Annotated in this window: 14 protein-coding genes and 1 tRNA gene; 6 read left to right on the top strand and 9 right to left on the bottom strand. The window is 41.5% G+C overall.

Features of this window, described 5'->3' with window-relative positions; translation table 11 throughout:
- Nucleotides 1-33 precede the first annotated feature (33 nt).
- From D0X99_RS11935 to D0X99_RS11920, 4 genes are read right to left on the bottom strand one after another with little or no spacing between them, the layout of a single operon-like run.
- Nucleotides 34-498 (bottom strand): hypothetical protein, encoded by a 465-nt coding sequence (locus tag D0X99_RS11935; protein ID WP_158587701.1) that lies wholly within the window; start codon nucleotides 496-498, stop codon nucleotides 34-36.
- Nucleotides 473-1108: a hypothetical protein gene (locus D0X99_RS11930; RefSeq protein ID WP_119478053.1), complete on the bottom strand. Its 636-nt coding sequence runs from the start codon at nucleotides 1106-1108 to the stop codon at nucleotides 473-475. Before D0X99_RS11930 ends, D0X99_RS11935 begins: the two co-directional genes overlap by 26 nt.
- The gene (locus D0X99_RS11925; RefSeq protein WP_119478052.1) at nucleotides 1108-1623 is read right to left on the bottom strand and encodes a hypothetical protein; all 516 of its coding nucleotides are present in this window, start codon (nucleotides 1621-1623) and stop codon (nucleotides 1108-1110) included. The genes D0X99_RS11930 and D0X99_RS11925 overlap by 1 nt, the downstream gene beginning before the upstream one ends.
- Entirely contained in the window at nucleotides 1623-5363 is a 3741-nt protein-coding gene (locus D0X99_RS11920; RefSeq protein ID WP_119478051.1) for a T9SS type A sorting domain-containing protein, read from the bottom strand. Before D0X99_RS11920 ends, D0X99_RS11925 begins: the two co-directional genes overlap by 1 nt.
- Nucleotides 5364-5793: 430 nt before the next feature.
- Between D0X99_RS11920 and D0X99_RS11915 the strand changes: the two genes are divergently transcribed.
- Both D0X99_RS11915 and D0X99_RS11905 read left to right on the top strand, forming a co-directional pair.
- Entirely contained in the window at nucleotides 5794-6192 is a 399-nt protein-coding gene (locus D0X99_RS11915; protein ID WP_119478050.1) for a DUF4174 domain-containing protein, read from the top strand.
- Between the two features lie 461 nt (nucleotides 6193-6653).
- A tRNA-Pro gene (locus D0X99_RS11905) sits at nucleotides 6654-6727 on the top strand.
- Nucleotides 6728-7279: 552 nt separating this feature from the next.
- Here D0X99_RS11905 and D0X99_RS11900 read toward each other — a convergent pair.
- Genes D0X99_RS11900 through D0X99_RS11885 form a run of 4 tightly spaced genes read right to left on the bottom strand, consistent with a single transcriptional unit; the run spans nucleotide 7280 to nucleotide 13969 of the window.
- Nucleotides 7280-7669: a response regulator gene (locus tag D0X99_RS11900; protein WP_119478048.1), complete on the bottom strand. Its 390-nt coding sequence runs from the start codon at nucleotides 7667-7669 to the stop codon at nucleotides 7280-7282.
- A 9-nt stretch (nucleotides 7670-7678) separates the two neighbouring features.
- Nucleotides 7679-8782, bottom strand: coding sequence for a response regulator (locus tag D0X99_RS11895; protein ID WP_119478047.1), 1104 nt, complete (start codon nucleotides 8780-8782; stop codon nucleotides 7679-7681).
- A gap of 6 nt (nucleotides 8783-8788) precedes the next feature.
- Nucleotides 8789-12799: a PAS domain-containing hybrid sensor histidine kinase/response regulator gene (locus tag D0X99_RS11890; protein WP_119478046.1), complete on the bottom strand. Its 4011-nt coding sequence runs from the start codon at nucleotides 12797-12799 to the stop codon at nucleotides 8789-8791.
- 48 nt (nucleotides 12800-12847) lie between these two features.
- Complete coding sequence (locus D0X99_RS11885; RefSeq protein ID WP_119478045.1) at nucleotides 12848-13969, bottom strand: GAF domain-containing protein; 1122 nt, start codon at nucleotides 13967-13969, stop codon at nucleotides 12848-12850.
- An 815-nt stretch (nucleotides 13970-14784) separates the two neighbouring features.
- Here D0X99_RS11885 and D0X99_RS11880 point away from each other — a divergent pair.
- From D0X99_RS11880 to D0X99_RS11870, 3 genes are read left to right on the top strand one after another with little or no spacing between them, the layout of a single operon-like run.
- A complete protein-coding gene (locus D0X99_RS11880; RefSeq protein WP_119478044.1) occupies nucleotides 14785-15297 on the top strand; it encodes a hypothetical protein in 513 nt (170 codons plus the stop codon).
- A 31-nt stretch (nucleotides 15298-15328) separates the two neighbouring features.
- Nucleotides 15329-15877: an RNA polymerase sigma factor gene (locus D0X99_RS11875; RefSeq protein ID WP_233553704.1), complete on the top strand. Its 549-nt coding sequence runs from the start codon at nucleotides 15329-15331 to the stop codon at nucleotides 15875-15877.
- Nucleotides 15864-17174: a hypothetical protein gene (locus D0X99_RS11870; RefSeq protein WP_119478043.1), complete on the top strand. Its 1311-nt coding sequence runs from the start codon at nucleotides 15864-15866 to the stop codon at nucleotides 17172-17174. The genes D0X99_RS11875 and D0X99_RS11870 overlap by 14 nt, the downstream gene beginning before the upstream one ends.
- 328 nt (nucleotides 17175-17502) lie before the next feature.
- On the opposite strand, the gene D0X99_RS11865 is transcribed toward D0X99_RS11870, so the two are convergent.
- Nucleotides 17503-18231, bottom strand: coding sequence for a DUF4397 domain-containing protein (locus D0X99_RS11865; RefSeq protein WP_119478042.1), 729 nt, complete (start codon nucleotides 18229-18231; stop codon nucleotides 17503-17505).
- A 233-nt stretch (nucleotides 18232-18464) separates the two neighbouring features.
- Between D0X99_RS11865 and D0X99_RS11860 the strand changes: the two genes are divergently transcribed.
- On the top strand, nucleotides 18465-19934 hold the full coding sequence (locus tag D0X99_RS11860) for a pyruvate kinase (protein WP_119478041.1): 1470 nt from the start codon (nucleotides 18465-18467) through the stop codon (nucleotides 19932-19934).
- Nucleotides 19935-19959 lie beyond the last annotated feature (25 nt).

The raw sequence follows: 19959 nt of genomic DNA, 5'->3' as shown, positions 1-19959 counted from the left end.
CATGTTCCTGTGTTTTTTAAGTTTTCGTTTTGTTTAAGGGTATTCGAGTTTTATGGTAATTCCATTTAATACCGGTAATCCTAGCCAGGCTTGAATATGAGTTGGTCTCGGGTCCAGATTTTGGATGAGAAGTGCAGTAGAGTTCATTAGAAGTTCATGAGATCCCTGGATTAGCTTCAGTGCTTTTTCAAAATCATTGGTTCCGTCATTCAGGAAATAGGCTTCCGGAGCGGGCAGGATTTCCCCTTCAGGATATTCCAAATCCAGGAGTAAAGTCAAGTTTTCCTGAGATTCGATTCCCACCCAAATTTTAGCCTTGCTGTTTTCCCATGTACCTCCTTCCATTGGATCCAGCATTTGAGCATTGAAATGGATTCCAGCTGGCAGTTCCAATCGAATGGAGACAAACTGAGCCTGTACGGAGACCGGGATCACCATCGAAAGTATAAGTAGGGCGATATGAATCAGATGCTTAGTCATTGCTGGTGAAGAAGACATTGATATTGATTTCACCCAAGTAATTACCCGCATTGACAGGGCCTATAGGTCCAAGTTCTCCGTAGATAAATAGATAAGCGGTAGCTTTTGGAAGTGTATCAGTACCGGAAATCGGAGTAGGAGGTGGGCCGGGGGCTCCACCCACACGACGGTTGACCGGAAAAGTAACATTGTAAAAGCCTGTCGGAAGTTGCACAGCCCCGGCTTTTGCTGTCATTTCGTTTCCAGCTTCCATGTTGTTGTATGCAATTCCTACCCGAAAAGGAATTTGCTCCTGTGGGACGGTGCCTGCACCGTCCAAGGAAAGAAACGCTGGTGCATCTACTTCCACAGTAAGGTCAAATCCCTCGGGTGCTTCAATCCTGAATGCAACTGCCTGATTGTCTAAAAGATTGATGGTGACAGCAGGGCTATTTACTGAAATGTTAGCTTGTTTTTGATTAAAGTTGAGGTTTGGACTCCCCAGCACTGGCGTAATGGTGATGTCATCGCTTCCAGTCCAGGTGCTGAAATTTATCCGTTGGGCATGGCTTTCTCGGGAGAACAACAGTCCTCCTAAAGCCAGGAACACCAGCGTAATCAGTTTTGGATAGTTCAGCGCTTCCTTCATCAAATGTATTCCAATTCAATGATAAATTCAGACAGGTATATCCCCGGTGTAGCTCGGGATAAATCCAAATCGGCTCCCAGCCATAAAAACAGTACACCTTCTTCGCTGAGTCTTACATTAGCCTCCCCAACCTGCAAAAGCGTGCTCTGGAACTGTGTGTCCTCAAAAGCCTCACTGACAAAATACTGAGCAGCCACTTCTCCGAAACCCTCGTTCTGCTCTTTCAAAATTTCATTTTGAAGGAATGTGATCCGGACTCTTCCTCTTGGATTACCGAGGATTTTGAACATGCCGGCAAACCCGCTGGTGATGGGAGAAACCATGATTTTGTTGTCTATGACTGCAGGGGAAATCAAATCCAGATTTCGGATAGTCAGCATTTGGAGATTGTCTGTTACAGTGGCTGTAGCCCTGACAGACAGTTCAGCCTTTCGGGTATCGTCTACCTGAGCCCATGCTCTTGTACCCCAATAACTGGAGATGAAAAGGAAGAAAAGAATGAAAGTCCGTTTCATCAATTTTTGATCAGTTTTTGGGTGAATTGTCCGGAAGAGGTACTCAGGCGGATGACATACATCCCGCTTGTCAGATCGATTGCATTAGGTATCCAATCCAGTTCCTGGATGCCTGCTTCATAAGCCTGTGCAGGAAAGCTTCCGACTTCCTGGCCAAGGATATCGTAGATTCTGACTTCTGCTTTTTCTGCCACAGGAAGGTAGAAGCGGATTTTGGTCTGTTCGCTAAACGGATTTGGCACAGGAGCAAACAACTTTGGGAAATCAGGCAAGTATTCGATTCGGTCATTCGGGAATGATCCGATGTAAATGGTGAATGGACGCTGTGGTTTTCCGGAAGCAGCGGTTCGTGCATTGATTTCTCCGCTTTCGTAAGGAGAGCGGAAGATGACAGCATTTGGAGCGGAAAATTCGCTTACAGACTTTCTTGCTCCCGAATTCGGTACTTCGGGACCCTGGAAGCTAAACGAGTGCATGGATTCAGCTTTCATATCTATGGCTTTTTGGTTGATATGATCCATCAAGGTCACTGGAATTTTTGAAGGCCATTCGGAGGGAATCTTCCAATCCATCAAGTAAGTGCCTGCGATAGCCTGACCTCCCTTTGAAGCTGCTAAATGGAGCGGAATCACTTTTTCCTCACCATCCAATACGGGTTGATTATTGATTACCAGCGGACTTTGGGTTTTAAGTGATCCATAGGTGTATAGGAAAAGCCAGTTTTCGGCCAAGGATTCCAATTGATAGGCGTCTTTCGGATCCTGTCCGGTCGCCCCATCTTTTTCAAAGGAAATAAAGGATTCTGCTTCCATTCCCTCACCGGTAACATGCAAATCGATAACGAGCGGTTTATCTTCCAATTTTCTACCAAAGAAAGAGGTGGGGGTTAGAGTTTTGGATCCATTTCCGGAAAGCAGTAACAGGGGATTGGTAGCGTTGGTCTTAACCCAGAAGGCCTGAAAAGGTGCGATTCTTCCACTTCCCAGCGTACCTACTGATCCATTCCAAGTCAGGAAGCTGGATGTGCCCGGGTCCCATACATAAATAGACTCGTCCATATTGGTCTTGGTCCAACCTGAACTGGAGTTGAAATCAATCGTACTGGCGGTGGGGTTGGCAATAAGATTGAATCCTTCGTCAGCCTGATTAATTTCAATCAACGTTTCTCCCTGTGCGACGAGATTGGTGTCCCTTGCGGAAAAAGTCACTTCAAAATCAAAGATTCCAGAAGCCAGATTTACCTCAGTCCCGGTAACACTTATCGTTTTGGGAAGTACATCGCTGTAAGTTCCTGTGGCAGGTGAGGGCTTACTGGCACCGTCGAACACATAGAAGTAATGCCCTCTTCCGGCCGGAACTGAATTTGAAAGGTTGGCAGGTTGTCTCCATCCCTGAAGCGTAGTACCCTTGTCCGTCTCATCCCACCAAAGTAAGTTGGGTTGTAGGGTAGGATTAGTGGAACCTGGGAAGCCCTGTGTTTCCAATCCTGAAGTCAATGAGGCATAAGTGGAATTGACCGGCGAACCGATCATTCTCCAACCCTTATCTCCAGTAATTGCTTGTTTGACTTCCAACCTAGGATTAGAGCTGCTTCGGTTTACATAGATTGAGCCAGGCTCTAAAATAAATTTTCCTGTTCCTGGAGTGCTCAAAGATCCGCTGGAAGTAATTTCCATGATCTTACCGGTATTCAGAGTGAGGGTATTGGTGCCGCTCAGTACTACTGCTGTAGAAACTGGAGTAATGTTGCCGCTTACGGCAAGAGAGGAGTTGATGGTCTTGGTTCCGGTACCTGTGAAAGAAATATTGGCGAAGCTGCCGGTACCCAAGGATGTATTAATTGATCCCGGATTTGCGCTGTTGAAATTAACAGTTGAATTACCTGCGGTGAAGGTTCCTGAATTGGTCCAATTTCCTCCTACATTATGCGTGAAAGAAGCTGCTGAGAAGGTAGTGCCTGTTCCGATATCGACATTTCCTCCAATCGTAAGCCCAGTCACTGCGGTGGTGGATGCTGTACCGGAAAGGGTGAAATTTGTACAGATCTGAGTGGTGCCTGATTGAAGGGTTTTAACACCTGATCCGCTTAAAACTAGATTTCCGTAATTGACTTCCGCTAGGGTTTGATTTCCGGCAGCATTGTAGTTTACCGTACTTGTGCAGTCGATGTTTCGGGTAGTGTAATTCGAAGGAAAATTACTGGTTCCACCTACCAATAAATTGGTATTGACCCCTAAAGTGAGGGTTCCTCCTCCGTTTGTTCTATTGACTGTAAATGCGCCAAGGTCAAAAGTACCTGAGGTTACACTTAGATCAGTGGTGATAGTTCGGTTTGCATTAAGCGTGACTGTATTTGACCCTGCGGTACCAGTGTTGGCAATCGTTAGGCTGTTTACAGTGGATGGAAGTCCATTGCCAACAGCTTGGTTTACATTTCCATTATAAATGTAATTCGCGCCTGTAGCGTAGCTTCTGGTTGTGGTTTGTACATTTCCAGTTGCTCCGGAGGTTGTTATTCCTAAAGCTGAGGTGATTCCCAACGTTGCTCCAGAAGAAAGAGTAAAAGAGCCTCCCCCAGTAACCGTTGTTCCTTCTGATGCCATTTGTAAAAATGCCCCCGAATTGACGGTCCAGGATATGGTATTGGAAACTGTTCCTCCTGAGGTGAATACCTGAGGGGTTCCGGGACCATTGAAAATAATATTACCGGAAACATTAGATTCAGTTATGGTTCCCCCAGAAAAGTCAAAATCTCCGGCAATTTCTAATGTTCCAGTAGATCCATTTGTTCTGCTCAAATCAATAGTGCCTCCTGAAACAGACAAATTTCCCAAGGTAGTAATGGTTCTGTTTTGATTATTTCCGGTTTGAAATCCAATCAGGCCACTAGAAACTGTGAAATTACCATTAATTGTAAAGTTGTTCTCAAATCTTAGCAGGCCGCTATTTTGATTCTGAATCGTCAAATTGCCTGCAATATCAAGGGGAGAAAAATTTCCTGTTGCAGTAAAAGAGGGGCTGGTATAGCTGAAATTCCCAAAGTTTTGATTTGTTCCAGTCGGTATGTTATTTGTAGTACCTGTGATTATTACTGTTGAATTTGTATCCCAAGATGCATTGGGGATTTCTCCTCCATTGACCTCATGACTGTAAATGGCTCCATTTAGAAGCGAAAAATTGGAAGAGTTTGAAATAATAGCTCCTAAAGTTCCTCCCCCTTCAGTTAATTTTATTAAGCCGGAAACTGTAGTAATGCTATTAGTGGCATTATAAATAGATCCCTCGCCTATTCCAGTCAATTCCATTGTTCCAGCAATAACCATAGTTCTTGCAGTCCCTGTAAAAAGGATTGACATCGATCTTGTACCAGACCCTGTAGATCCGGCAATTCTTAATGTACTGCCCGATTGGATGGCACTGTTCAAATCATCAATGGTAATCGTCCTTCCTCCTCCACTAGAAGTCAAAGTTACCGTGGCGTTGTTTCTGATGGTAAGGCTATTAATGGTGGAATTTATATCGACTGCTACACTCGCATTAGTTTCAAAAACTACATCATGTGCAGCCGTTGGAACTAGGTTCAAAGACCAATTTGCTGCAGTGTTCCAGTTGTTGTTGCTTGAACCATCCCAAGTATTCGTTTGCCCCCAACTCACCCCATATACCAACACCAAAAGCCCGACCAGCAGGCAGCGTTTTAAAAAAAGAATAATTATGGACTCGGGTAAAACTCTAAGCATTAATAAAGGGTAATATCAGCGCGTCGAATCAATCTTTATTTTTATAATAAAAACTGGAATAGCATTTAATAATATTTGAAATACTATTTAAGATATTTATTTATTCAATAATTGATCCAGTTTTGTATTTTTTTAAGAAAGAGGACTGAAAATCTTCAGTAAAAAGCATTCAGACCCTTTTTTTCTATTGTAAACTAAGTGTAAAAAAATGTAAATAATCTGGTTCAGGCAAATTGATAAGCAGTTTTCTTTTGAAAAGAAAAAGGATTAAGAATTCAAGATTTTAGGAAATCGATTTCCTAATTGAGTTCTAGATTTTATCAAGTGATGGATTTTCAACAGGCAGCATTTTTAGCAGCTAAAAAAGTTCAAAAGGATTAATATCATTTTCAATATTTAAACAGTTGGTTAGCTAATCTGTTTTATTGTAATGAATTGGATAGCTTGGATTGTTCTATTTGTAAGTCTCCAATGGATAAAAACAACCGAAGACTTTATTTGGCAAAACCGGATTATTATTTATTCAGGAAAAGGTGACTTTTCAAGTTGGCAGTCTGAAGCCAGAATACAGGATCTTACTGATCGTAAACTCCTGTATTTCCATTTTAAGGACGGGAAGCTTCTCAATTCCAATTATAAAGGAAAGGTAGATGAGAAATCCTTCCTTAATAAATTGGGGCTGGAGAAAAATTCAAGTGAAAAATGGGTGCTTGTTGGATTGGATGGGGGAATAAAAAAGGCTGGTGAGGACATTCCAGTTCTGTATGATATCTTTAAAACAATCGATGCCATGCCTATGCGGCAATCAGAGATCAAAAGAAGAGATTGAGCTAGTTTTTTGAATTATTCAACTAAAAACCATTAAAAATACCCTATATAGGGTATGTTTTTGAACTTTTTAGGTTGGTACTTTTGGTTAGTTCATCTCCTGTACAAATGAAATTCTTTTACCTATCCTCGCAACCCAATGCCCAGGGTCATTTTGAAATTCATGAAAAAGATTGTCCTCATATACCTGATTCGATAAACCGGGATTATCTGGGGCCATTTAACAATGGCCGTGAAGCCATGAGAAAGGCTTTGCTTTTGAAGGAAACTTCCAGCCTATGTGACAATTGCTGTAACTCCAATTTTCAAGCAGTTTTTTCTCCTCCTAAGTCCAAGAAAGCCTGATCTTTTTCATTTTTAAATAGTTAAAAAATTGATTCCCAGGAAGATTTAAAATTCCCTTTGGAAAAACATCTTTTCTTCTGGCTAAAATCATTGAAACACGTATTTTCGCATTCCAATCGGGGTGTGGCGCAGCCCGGTAGCGTACACGTCTGGGGGGCGTGTGGTCGCAGGTTCAAATCCTGTCACCCCGACAAAAGTGGATTTTAATCCACATCAAAACTCTGTAAACATCTGATTTACAGAGTTTTTATTTTATAGGCTTCTAGAAAGGTTCAAAAAATTACCCCAAACTGCCTACCTCGCTTAAATTGTCTTCTATTCGAGGTTGGAATTTACTCTCTTAGCGATAAAGGGATTTTAGGGTCAATTCGTCGATATACTTTAGCCTAGGCCGGCAAAAGGGCCAGCAGAATTTCCGTTATCCTTTGTGCTATGGCCGGAGATCTGGTGAACCAATGATTAATTTAAAATTTGCTTCTTTGGACAGCTTTTTCAGATTATAGGTCGGTTTCAGCCATAGGTAAGGGTAGCTAGTTCTAGGAAAGCCCACTATTCCATTCCCAGAAAATATTCCTACAAGGCCTACAGTTTGATCCGGTGTACAGGAACACGTTGAGTGGAATTTGCGGCTTGGAGATTACCAACCAATCGGAGAATAAAACTTATTTCAAAAATGATTTCTTAAAACCTACATGGACAGATAATAGGTTTTGACAAGTATCGCTTTAAAATTAAAAGATGATTTAAAATATAGACTGATCTTTTATGTTCTCTAAATAATTAAGGAGTAGGGGTTTTTCAATGTAATCTATCACCGAAGAATAGGAGATTGATTTTGTTTTATCATTCATATTTACAGATGAAGAGATAACAATTACTTTGATTTTATTAGGAAGGTTTAGTTTTTCCAGATAATCCAAAACTTCCCAACCATCTACTCTTAGCATATATAGGTCTAATAAAATCAAGGTATTACGAAGGTTCTCATTATTGTTCTCCGAGACGTATTCAATTAATTCCTGCCCGTCCTCAAAAGTTATCGGGTCTTCACTTAGTCCTGATTTTTTTGCGAGAAGCACGTGAAAAAAAATATAATCCGGATCATCGTCTACGATTATAAGATCGAAATTCATGTATGATGGTTAAAATTTTTGTTCTTTTTGGGCCTCAAAAGTTTTCTTTGAAATATCTCGTATAATCTGATCCAATTCACGTGCGGAATTTAATATGATTTCCAGGAATTTTGGAAGATTAGGATCCTTGCCTTCGTAATCAGGGTTATTCATCAGATCAATTACCCCCATCATCCTTGCCAAAGGGGCCCTTACCACATGGGATTGAATCCAGGCAATTTCTTTTAATGCTTTGTTTTGATTGATAATCGCTTCCATAGATTTAATCCGATCAGTGATATCGCGGTATATATTCATTACTGCAGTTTTACCCTCCAACTCCAAAATGTTTGATTTCACTTCCATATTCCTAAGTTCCCCGTCTTTTTTTCTAATAATTGTTTCCACAACATGGGAACCATTTTCCAACATTTGTTGAATTGTACCTTCGAAGTATCCCTTTTCGGAAAGTCGGGTGTCAAGATCCTTTATACTGAGATTCAGGAGTTCCTCCTTGGAGTAGCCCAGCACAGTTTGACTTGCTCGATTGGTTTCAATGAATTTGGAGGGGCCATTTTCATCCAGGTAAAAAAGGTTGATATCATCCAGGTTTGCCTCAAATAGTAAGCGGTACTTTTTTTCGTTCTTTTCCGCTTCTTCTTTTGCTATTTGGAGCTGTTCTGTCCTTTGCCTTACCTTTTCTTCCAAAAGGTTGTTATGATCTTTCAACTGATCCACCAAATACTTTGTGGTCAATAAATTTTGGATCCGGAGCGTGACTTCACTGATATCAAAGGGCTTTGTAAGGAAGTCGCTGGCTCCTAATTTCAGTGCCTTTTCTTTACTTTTAGGATTGGTGTCAGCAGTTAGCACCAAAACAGGCATGAATTTTTGGTTTTCGCCAAGAGTGTTCAACTTGCCCAAAATCTCAAATCCTGAAATAGTTGGCATCATCAGATCTAAAAGCAAAATGTCCGGATCCGATTTTTCAAGTTGAATAAGCAAATCTTGGGGATTAGTTGTTGACCATATATTCTGAAAACCTGAGAGATTCAGAATATTTTCCAACAGGATGATATTTTGAATCTGATCATCCAAAATGAATATCCTCGAATTTAAAATTGCTTTCTTCATGTTGGTTTATTCAATGGATGAAGGTTTTAAGTAATGATCAAAAATGTTGATCATATCACTTAGGTTGATTGGTTTTGTCACGTACCTATCGGCACCTGTCATTAACACTTCCTCAATTTGTTTTGAGGTCGCGTCGGCACTCAATACGATGACCGGAATCCCGTTTGTTTCTGGATCTGATTTAAGGATTTCCAAGACTTTTGACCCATGGGTATCAGGTAAGTTCAAATCCAGAAGAATCAGGGAAGGAGAATGTTTTTTGGCAAGTGTCAGGCTGTCAATTCCATACATAGTTGTTACGAGTTGACATCCTGGTTTAAGTTTTATCAATATTTCTTTAATGAGTTGAATATTGGAGATGTTGTCTTCTATCAAGAGTAGGGTTCCTCCTGAAGATTGGTCATAGCCAATAGGGGAAATTTCAGCCATTTTGGTTTCAATACCTTCTATTGCATCCACCATTGGCAACTCTATCCAAAATTTGCTGCCAAGACCCAAACTACTGTCCACCCCTAAAGTACCTCCCATCAGCAAGGTCAGTTTTTCGACCACAGAAAGTCCCAATCCTGTTCCTTCGATCAAGGAATTGGCATTTCCTACTCTTTCAAAAGGCCTGAATAATTTTGGGATATCCTCCTCTGATATACCGATACCATTATCTTGGATGTTGACCCTGATGAATTGCCTATCGTCTTCTTTTAGCACCTTTTCCAGGAAAATAAAGACATCACCAAATTCCTGATTATACTTAATGGCATTGTTAATAAGGTTTATCAAAATCTGTTTGAGTCTTTGTAAGTCGGCTAAAACGAAACTTTGTTTAATGTCTTGGTGAGGGAAGGAAACATCAACTTTTTTCCCCAATGCAAATGGCATAACTGAGGAGACAACTTCTTCAATGGTGTGTATTAAATCAACAGGTTCAAGAGAAATGGATATTTTCCCTGATTCAATTTTGGTTATTTCTAAAACTTCATTGATCAGTTGTAGTAGATGGCTGCCGCTTTTGAGAATATATTCGAGACTTTTCTTTTGTGAGGTTGTTAATTCTGTAAGTTCCAGGAGTTGGGCGAATCCCAAGATGGAGTTCATCGGGGTTCGTAGCTCATGGCTCATTCTGGATAGGAATTCACTTTTTGCCTGATTGGCTGAGTCTGCTTCAATTCTGGCATTTTCCAATTCCCTGTTGGTTTTTTCAAGTTCTTGGGTCCTCAAATTGATTCGCTCTTCCAGATTTACATTTAGACTTATGATTTCTTCCTCAAATTTTTTACGCTCTGTGATATCCTGTTTTATCGCAAGGAAGTTTTTAATCTTCCCTTCATGATTATTGAAAGGGGTAATGGATATATTTTCCCAAAACAATTCCCCTGATTTCTTTTTGTTTTGCCATTCATATTGCCAGTTTTTTCCTGAATTAATAGTTTTCCATAAATCAAGATAAACCTTCCGTTCTGTTAGACCGGATTTAATCATACCAATTGGCTTTCCGATCAACTCCTCGTGGGAGTAGCCGGTCATTTTTAGGAAAGCTGAATTTGTGTATTCGAGATTCCCCTTTAAGTCTGTGATGATAATTGCCACCGGACTCTGTTCTATGGCAAGGTTAAGCTTTTGGATTTCACTTTCACTCTTTTTGCGATCAGTGATTTCCCGGACAAATCTTAATACCTTATTCGAGGTCATTGGAACTATTCGGGATTCAAAAAACCGATCTTCAAATCCCATAATACCTTGGTATTCATAGGTTTGAATCCTATTTTCTGTAAGAGTTTTTGATATTTGACCAAGGTGCAATTCCGAATCTTCTATGGAGAATACATCCTTCAAATTTTTACCGATCAAATAACTAAAATCGCCTATCTGGTTTTGAAGTTTCGAACTGAAGTGCTCCAAATAATTCCCGTCCTTATCCATGATGTAAAGGAGATCGGGAATAGCATCTATAATTGCTTTGAAACGGAGGTTTTGCTCAGTAATATGTTCCTCGATTATTTTTTGCTCCGTTATGTCGATTACAGTGGCCGCATTGAATATTGGTTTTCCAGCTTCATCATAAAAGAGTTTTGCTGTGGCTAAACCAGGAAAGGTGGATCCGTCTTTTCTTTTTCTGCCAAATTCTTTAATGCTGTATTCCTTGTTTGCTGCGTATTCTGGATAGACATTATTCAAGTAAAATTCCAGCTGTTCCGGAGTATGGAGGTCGAAAATTACTTTTCCAATTAACTCCGAGATCTCATATCCATGCATTTTAGCAAAGGCCTCATTGCAATAGGTGATTTGTCGGGTTTCAAATTCTGTGATTACTGTTCCGTATGATGCTTGGTCCGAAATGATTCGGAATTTCCGCATTTCCTCTTCTGCTATTTTTCTGGAGGAGATGTCGTAATCCGCTCCTCTGTAACCGATTATTTTCCCCCAATCATCCCGAATGGCAGATCCAAATCTGGAGATCCAAATAACTTTTCCGTCTTTTCTTTGAATTGGGTTTTCCCAGTCCAATAATTCAATGCCTTCCTGAAGATATTTTAGCCCATCGATTTTCAGCTCCTCTTTTTGGTTCTCCGGAAAAATGTCCCAAAAATATTTTTTCCCAACCATTTCTTGCGGGTCATATCCGAACACCCGTTTGGCCACTGGCCCCATGTAAGTGTAGAGCCCTGTATGGTCTACTTCCCAAATTACTGAACCAGTATGCTCAGAGATTTGCCTGAATCGTTCTTCACTCTTGAATAGGGCAATTTCGGTTTTCCTTTTTTCCGTAATGTCTCTCCAGGTAGTGAACAACGTTTCCTCTCCGCTTTTATCCAGTTTGGAGAGTTTGATTTCTGCCAAAAACTCAGTCCCGTCTTTTTTTGTGTGAAGCCACTCAAATTCCGTTTGACCTTTTGCTAGGGTTAGCTCAATTATCTCTTTTGCATAATGTGAGGATTTTCTACCATTGGGTTGAAATTCAGGTGAAATGTCTGCTGGACTTTTTCCTAACAAATCCTCCTTCGATGCCATTACCATTTTTTCAGCGGTTCTGTTGCAATCGATGAATTTATTGTCCTTGATAACCAAATAACCATCCGGAGATTCCTCAAAAAGAAACCGGTATTTTTCCTCACTCTCCTTCAGTTTTGTTTCGGTTTCCTTGCGGTCGGAAATGTCAATCCCTACACATTGAATTTCAAAAGGAGCTCCATTTGAATCAGTGAGGCAAATGAAATCCCAAATGGTGGTCATGATCTTTCCGGACTTGGTCGGTTTGTCTAGTTCCACCTGAAAAACATTTCCCGGTGATTCAATGCATTTAGTAACCGTTTCGATGGCTTTTTCCTTGTCGTATTCACAAATGGAAGTGAGTGAATCAGTTGACTCCAATCCTTTTGAACTGTAGATAAATCCAAAATCCTCTTCAAATTTTTTGTTCCAAAAAGTGTGGATACCTCTCAAGTCAGTCCGGATCACATAGTTGGTCTGGGATTCCAACAAACTCCTCAATCTGTTTTCACTCTCTATCAGCTTGGTTTCTGCTTTTTTCCGATCTGAAATATTGATCCCTATGCACTGAATTTCGGTTGGCTTCCCTTTTTCATTTACGAGTGCTACAAATTCCCAAAGGGTGGTAATTATGGTTTTATCCTTTTCTGGCTTATCCAATTCCACCGAAAAGATTTTTCCTGGAAATTGAATGCAGTTTTGTACAGTTTCGAGAGTTCTTTGATGGTGGTATTCACAAATGGATTGAAGTGCATTCCCTTTGGATAGGCCCCCGATCCCGTAAATCCAACCATATTCCTCCTCGAATTTTTCATTCCAATAAGTGTGATTACCTTCTAAATCAGTTCTTAATACATAACTGGTTTGACTTTTTAGTAGGTTTTTAAGTTGTCTCTCATTTTTCTGAGATTCGCTTAAATTGATCTTGGATTCAAAATGTTGGCCGATGATGTTGCAAATGGCCAGAACCATCTGATTTTCTTCGGGAAGGAATTTTACTCCTTCGGGAAGAAATACCTCCAATAATCCCACCTCTTGAGAGTTTGAAACTATTTTTTCCCTGATGAAATTGGTGGTGGCTTAGAATTCTGAAGATTCAAAAGTTTTGCCTTTAAACAGTATTTTTACATAGGTTATCTCTGGTTCAAAAAAACCCAGAGGAATGACCTCTGAGATCTTTTGAAGTAAGCAGTCTTCAGAAAGATTCCCTTGGATGGTTAGGTTTGATACCTGATAGATAGCATTAAGTTCTTTGATTCGCTCCTTTAGCTGTCTTTCGCTTTCAAGGCGGTTCTTCAAATTGGAAAGGATCCCGGTGAATATTTTCAGGAGGTTAATTTCATTTTCACTGTAAGAATGTTGGCTTCGTACCGAATCCAAGCCGATAAATCCCAAGCAGGTAGAATTATCCATGATTGGCATCGCCAATAGACTGATCACACTTTGAGGTTCTAGAATTTGTCGTAAAGTAGACTCCTCATCCAGGGCAAGGACATTCTCCACGTACATCGATTCGCCCCTTTGATGACATTCAGTCCAATTCTCTAAACCCTCCAAAGGAACTTCTTGAAGTAGATCGATCTGAGGTTCTATCCCTTCGTTACACCACTCAAGGGTGTTTGAGCAGGTTTGCTTTTCCCAATTGTATTCGAATACATACATTCTGTCTGCATTCACAAACTCCCCCAATTTTTGTAAGGAGATTTGAATTGTTTCCCGAAGCTTTTCCTCGGGGATATTGATGAAGGACGTCGAGGTAAAAACCAATAGCTCCATCAAATCGGACTGAGCCTTTAGTTTTTTTTCAGCTTCGATCTGCTCTGTGATATCTCTAAAGGTGGCAAATACCTGAAAAGGCTTTTCTTCATTTGGCCTGAATTCCGGGGTTGAATTCATGGAAATCCACTTGTATTTATTCAGCTCCGGATTGAAGATCCCTATGATTTCATTTTCGATTGGGAGTCCAGTCTGCAGTGAAATCAAAGTTGCTTGGGATTGGAAATCATAAATCGAACCGTCAAGATGAATGGCATGCCATTTTGGATCAATTGGAGAATCCCCCCTAAGTTGCGCTAAATTTAGCCCCAGCATTTTTTCAGCAGCTGGGTTCATTTGGATAGGCAAGCCATTTGCATCTTCATACACTATCCCTTCCGGCATTTTTTGAAAAAGGGTAAGGTAATTTTTTGTTGCTTTCTCCAATTTTTGAGTGGTTTTGATGAACCCGTTATTTTAAAAAATAAGTAAAGGTCCAAAGGCCTTCACGAAGATGAAATCCGAAAAAGCAACCTCTCTTCTTGCCATTTCGCTTTAAGTAACTTTTACATTACTGATTTTTGATTTGTTATCCTTTTAAAAACCCAATGTCAGGTTTGATCTAGTTGAAATGAATCCTGGAATAATTTCTAGAAAATTAGACTGCATTGGCTAACGTTTTAAAAATAGGCATTAAGCAGGGAATTAGGTTTGTAAACAGAAAGCCATGAACTAAGAATGAAAATAAAGGGAACATTTTGTATATAAATTACCTAAGGACAAGAGGTAGATCAGGAGCAAATAAGAAAGCGGCTAATGTTAAAAATTAAATTAGGTGATGAGTATTCTGAAAAGCATAAATCATTTTTTCCGGACTTTATTTTTAAATGAAAAATTGGTTTTACGTGTTTTCACTTTTAGCACTTCCCATATTGAAAGTTTCTTCAAAATGGAGAGTGCTGGCTAAGGATAACTTTTAATTTATTCAGTCATCCTGGAAAAGAGGAAACTCGAAAAGAAGTAAGATGGTCTTTTGAATTTTTTAAAAAATGAATCACTTAAAATCAATGTAATGAATAGAAATATTCAGGCACTTTCGTTCCGTCTCAAGTAACCAATTCAAAGGTTGCTTTTTTGTTTTTAAGCTATTCAAAGGTCAAACACTTAGTTTTATCTATATGAAAATCAATTCATTGTGTTTTATTTTCCAGAATGGTGTAGCATGATGGATCCTTATTTTCGTCCTATTCAAAAAATCATTCATGATCACGGTTTTCCGGTTTTTCCTTCTGTTGTTTCTTTGCAGTTGCACCGTTGAAAATACGGACGCAGTGATGGGGATTAGTTCTCCTTATCAGGTGCAGGGAGAAGGGTACTTATTTACTGCTGATCCTGTAAAGTTTCAGAAGCTGGATTTCAACCGAAAGGATCCTTCACTTTGCCAAGTGGAGTTTGAAGTCAGGAAAATGAAACGGGAAGGGAATGAACTTCTAATTGAAATCCTCCGTCCTAAAGACTGCATCGGAAACTACGAACTGGTGTGGGATGGTGTTTGGCAGGAATCTTCTCCAAAAAGAATGCAAATCTATCTCACGGCACAATTTTCAAGTTGTATTTCAGGTTCCGAACAGGAGATAGAGGTAATCCGAATTGACTTGGCAAAAGCTTTCCGCAATACTTCTCCAATGGATCCTTTTTCCATTTACATGAGAGAACATTGCAGCTTTAAAGATTTTAACTGTGTGGGAAATTGTGAACTGATTATCCCTGATTGAGTGAATAACAATAGTGAAAGGTTGATTTGATTTGAACTGGTCTGACCAAGAGTTGATCGACGGTTGCAAACGCCGGTCAAAAAAACATGAGGAGTTTTTTTTCAAAAAATACTATGGCTATGTCATGGGGATCAGTCTGTCCTATTCAAAAAGCAGGGACTTGGCCATGGAGATCACCAATGACTCTTTTTTGAAGTGCTTTGAGTCCCTGAAAAAGATGGACGAAGCCCCCTCCCTCAAGCCTTGGCTAAGGAGAATCACGGTCAACACCGCAATAGATTATTACCGGAAGGACAAACGCTTCCAAAATCACCTGGAAGCAGACGGAGAAACCCCGGTTTTCGATGAAGTATATGCCCCGGATCAGCTGGCTTTTGAGGACATTCTCAAACTCCTACGGCAGCTGCCCGAGGATCAACAACTGGTATTCAACCTCTACGAGGTGGAAGGATATAGTCACAGAGAGGTAGCGGATCGGCTGGAAATCACCGAGAGCTCCTCCAGGGTTTACCTGACACGGGCCAAATCCAAATTACGTCAGCTGATTCACCAACACATGAAAGAATATGCAGGAAGATAACCCCGAAAAATGGTTGGCATCCTCGCTTCGAAAGCAGCAGGAGGAAAACCCTCTTCCTTACGAATTGGGGGCTTGGGAGGCTTTTGAAGCCAAACGTGCCGCCGCTGTCCGCAAAAGAGCAGGGTATTGGATTACAGGTGTCGCTGCCTCACTAGCCCTTTTGTGGGTTGCAGGAAGTGTATGGATTTCTCAGGATCTTCCTTTGAAGGAAGAACCGTTGATTGAACAACTAGCCTCAAACCAACAAGAAACTCAACTTGAGTCTAACGCATTGGATCAGGAAATACCCAATGCAGACCGAAAGGAAGAAAGTGTTTCTGAAAGTTTGAGTTCCGGCAGAAATGAGGAATCAATTAAGACTCCCAAGGACCAAATTTCATCAGGCCAAAAACAGAAATCTATCAATTCCAATCCCGTTTCCCCGGAGCCAAAAAATAGCGATAATCTGGCATTGATTGAAAAATCATCTACTGAGGAAATTGGCCAAAAGGCTGAAGCGGTTGAATCCCTGATTGCCCAAGCTGAAAATCCAAAGGAAGAAATTCCTTCCAAAGCCAAGCAGGATCAGGCTGTTGTTGTTCAGGAATTGCCAACAGAGCCTCAGCTCAGCGAAGAAGAGATTCAGGAGATTCTGGAAACCAAGTCGTTTGCCAGATTGGCGATGGGACTTTCTCCGGGTTTTGGAACTTCCCAAGGCACCGAGCAAACCACCTCAGGATCCAGTCTGGGATTGGGAGTGTTGGTGGATATGGATCTGCCAGGCAAGTTGACATTAGGCTCTGGGCTGGCGGTCAATTACCTGAATCAGGCGAGTGAAAGTCAGTCTTATGCTCAAGTGGCGGGATTTTCATCCCCTGTCACCCAATCCAGCGAGATCAGTCAAATTCAGCTGGATATCCCGCTGTTTGTCAAATATCCATTGACGAGAAGTCAGTCCATATCAGTGCAGGCAGGATTTTCCAATCTGATGACCTTCAATCAGAATGCGGAGCAGCAATCTTCTTACACCCGGCAGGTGGCTGTTTTGGATGCTTCGGCTGAAAGTGCCAATTCATTTACACTTAAGTCAGAAGCGGTTAGTCAGGTTTCGGCCTTGGATGTTCCTGAAAACAGGTTTTATCCCTTCGCTACAGCCAATTTCGGGGTGAATGTCCGTCTGTATCAATCCAAGAAGACCAGCTATGAGGTGATGCCTTTTTACAATTATCCTTTGCAGGAATTCTCCGGATACGGAGAAAAACTGGGCATGTTCGGAGCTTCTTTCAAGGTCAATTTCGGAGCTGTCCAAAAGAAATAACCCAAGACGCAATTATCTGTTGGTTGATATATAGTCTAAGGTTATTGGGCCTTAAAGCCAATGACTGATGAAATTGCTGGATCCCTGATTTTAAAAGGATTTGGTAATCCCACAGTCATCATTTCGTTGTTCAGAATCTCGATTACTAAACCAAACCCAAAGCCACTCCGGAATGATCCGAGTGGCTTTTTTCATTGAAGATTTGATTACTTTTTGTGTAGGCTCTCATAAACTTTTCCAATCCATAGTTGTGGATTGGAAAGGGAAGGGCAAAAAAATTCCCGAAGCCCACAGGGCTCCGGGAAAAACAAAAAATATGAGGCGTTTTTTAATAGTTGATAAAGTTGGTAATCAGCTGGAGATCGAGTTTTTTCCCGCCTGTGGTTTCACTTTTCATTCCTCTCAGGATCAGCGTGTAGACTCTGTTGCCTTTTAGTTCCAGCGTTCCGGACTGGATTAGAGTCTCATTGGTCGTTGCGGATTTTACGGTAAGGGTAAAGTTTCCTTTGTTCAATTCCTTAAAGTCCGAAACGGATTTGAAATTGGAATCTGTTACCAAGGGAGAAGCCACCCCTGAGGCCTGTAAGTACACCTTTTCGGTGTCTGATGAAAGGTGAACAAACCGAATCTGTGTTTTTTCAGCTTTGGGCTCAGCCCAGACATCTTTGACCAGAATTGCGTCAATTCCTGCTGTTTTGTCGGTTACAAAGACCGAATACACTGAGTCTGCCTTCAGCACAAAGTTTTTTTCCAGCAGGGAGGTTGCGGAATTAAAACCTGAAAAACGGAAGTCTCTTGTACCCGGATAAAAGGCGCTGTAAGCCAATACCTCCGTGTAGTTCAAAGGATTTTGATTAACCCGGTTCTGATTGGCGAAGACATCCATCGCTGGGGCAGCAGGTGAACCTTGGTAGATGGATACATAAGCCGCCGGCGGTAATTCAGGAGATTCAAGATCGTCCATACAACCTGTCAATAAAAGTGATCCGGCAATCAATCCGGTTACAGTCTTAATTCCTCTTGTGAGGATGTTTTTGTTTGATGAAATAAAGTACATACTTGTTGGATTAGGTTTTCAAATACCTCTCCATGACGCAATGGATCGCTTTTTCGCTTCAAACAGACCAGAAAAAAATCACTGATATGCTCTGTCGTTCCCTAATTGATTTATCCTCAGTGGGATATTTTCAAAGGTCAAGCCCGAAAAAAATAAAACTATGAATCCCATTGTCACGTGATTAGGTTACCCAAAGTTTTTGGAACTTACACCCACCTAACCGAGGCATAGCTATGGCAGCCCCTTTTGCCCAAATTAAGACCCAATTGACCGCTCTTCACCAATCCATGTCCAAGATCGAGGAGGAGTTTGCCGAAGTTCTGGGGCGGGTTCATCCCCACAACCGGAGGTCAGCAGTCAACTTTCTTAAATACCTGGTCTTGCGCAAAACGGACGTTAGGCGACTTCAGGACATGTTGCACGCCAATGGACTTTCATCCTTGGCCAGTTGTGAAAGCCATACCCATCGACAGATTCAGGTGACCCTGCAGCATCTGGGAGTTGAATTTCCCAAACTCGATCCCTGCACAATGGAGTTTGGTGCCAAGAAGATCGAAAAGAGCAGCATCCATCTTTTTGGAGAACTCCATGCCGAATGGCCTTCTTCGGTAATGGTCACTTTTGATCGGTCTTTTTTGGAGGAAAAACACCTCGTGGCCGACTTACTGAAATATGGGATGGGAGTTGCCCGCATCAACTGCGCCCATGACGACGAGGCTATTTGGCTGAAAATGGTCGAAAAAATCCAGCAAGCCAGCAAACAGACCAGTATTCCCTGTAAAATCCATTTGGATCTCGCAGGGCCAAAGATTCGGACGGTTTTGCTAGGCAAAGGCAAAAAGAAAGGCTCCGTGGAGATTCATCCCGATTCACTGATTTGGCTGAGTGATTCAGTGAAAGGGTTTGATGAAAAAGACATTGTCATCAGTCCCAATGAACCTGGAATTATTCCCTGGCTCAAAGCAGGGGAGCGGGTTTTCATCGATGATGGTTTGATTTTGGGAACAATTCAGGAGGTTTTCCACGATAAAGCATCGGTTCGAATTGAGCGGATTTCTTCCAAAAAGCCGGTCATCAAGGCTGGAAAGGGTCTCAACTTCCCGGACTCCACGCTTAATATTCATTCGTTGACGGAGTTTGATCGTTCCTGCCTTCCATTTGCCTGTGCTTATGCCGATACCGTTGGTTTTTCATTTGTCCGAACTGCCGCGGATATCGCTGAACTCAGAATGGCTTTGGGGGAAATCAAACCCGAAATCCCTCCGATTATCCTTAAGATCGAGACTCACGAAGCTGTGGTCAACTTGCCCCAACTTTTGCTGGAAGGGATGGTTGAACCGGATTTTGGGGTGATGATCGCGCGTGGAGATTTGGCCGTGGAGATCGGTTTTGAGCGTTTGGTGGAGATTCAGGAAGAAATTTCCTGGCTTTGTGAAGCCGCCCATGTACCGGTGATCTGGGCCACGCAAGTATTGGAAAACCTGCACAAATCCGGCATCGCATCCCGTGCCGAAATCACGGATGCCGGTAGGGCAGCCGCTGCTGAGTGCATCATGATCAATAAAGGAAAGCACACCCTTGAACTCCTTCGTACGCTCCAAAGTATTGCTCAACGGGTTGCCTCTATCCGCATCAAAAACCGCCTGACTTTCCGACCGCTGAAAATTGCTGCGGACTTTTTCAGGAATAATAAAAAGGCGTGAACGGATCGATTTTGATCAATGAAAA

It is taken from the genome of Algoriphagus lacus, from assembly GCF_003583985.1.
Lineage (GTDB): Bacteria > Bacteroidota > Bacteroidia > Cytophagales > Cyclobacteriaceae > Algoriphagus > Algoriphagus lacus.
This window is presented reverse-complemented; position numbering and strand designations above follow the sequence as displayed.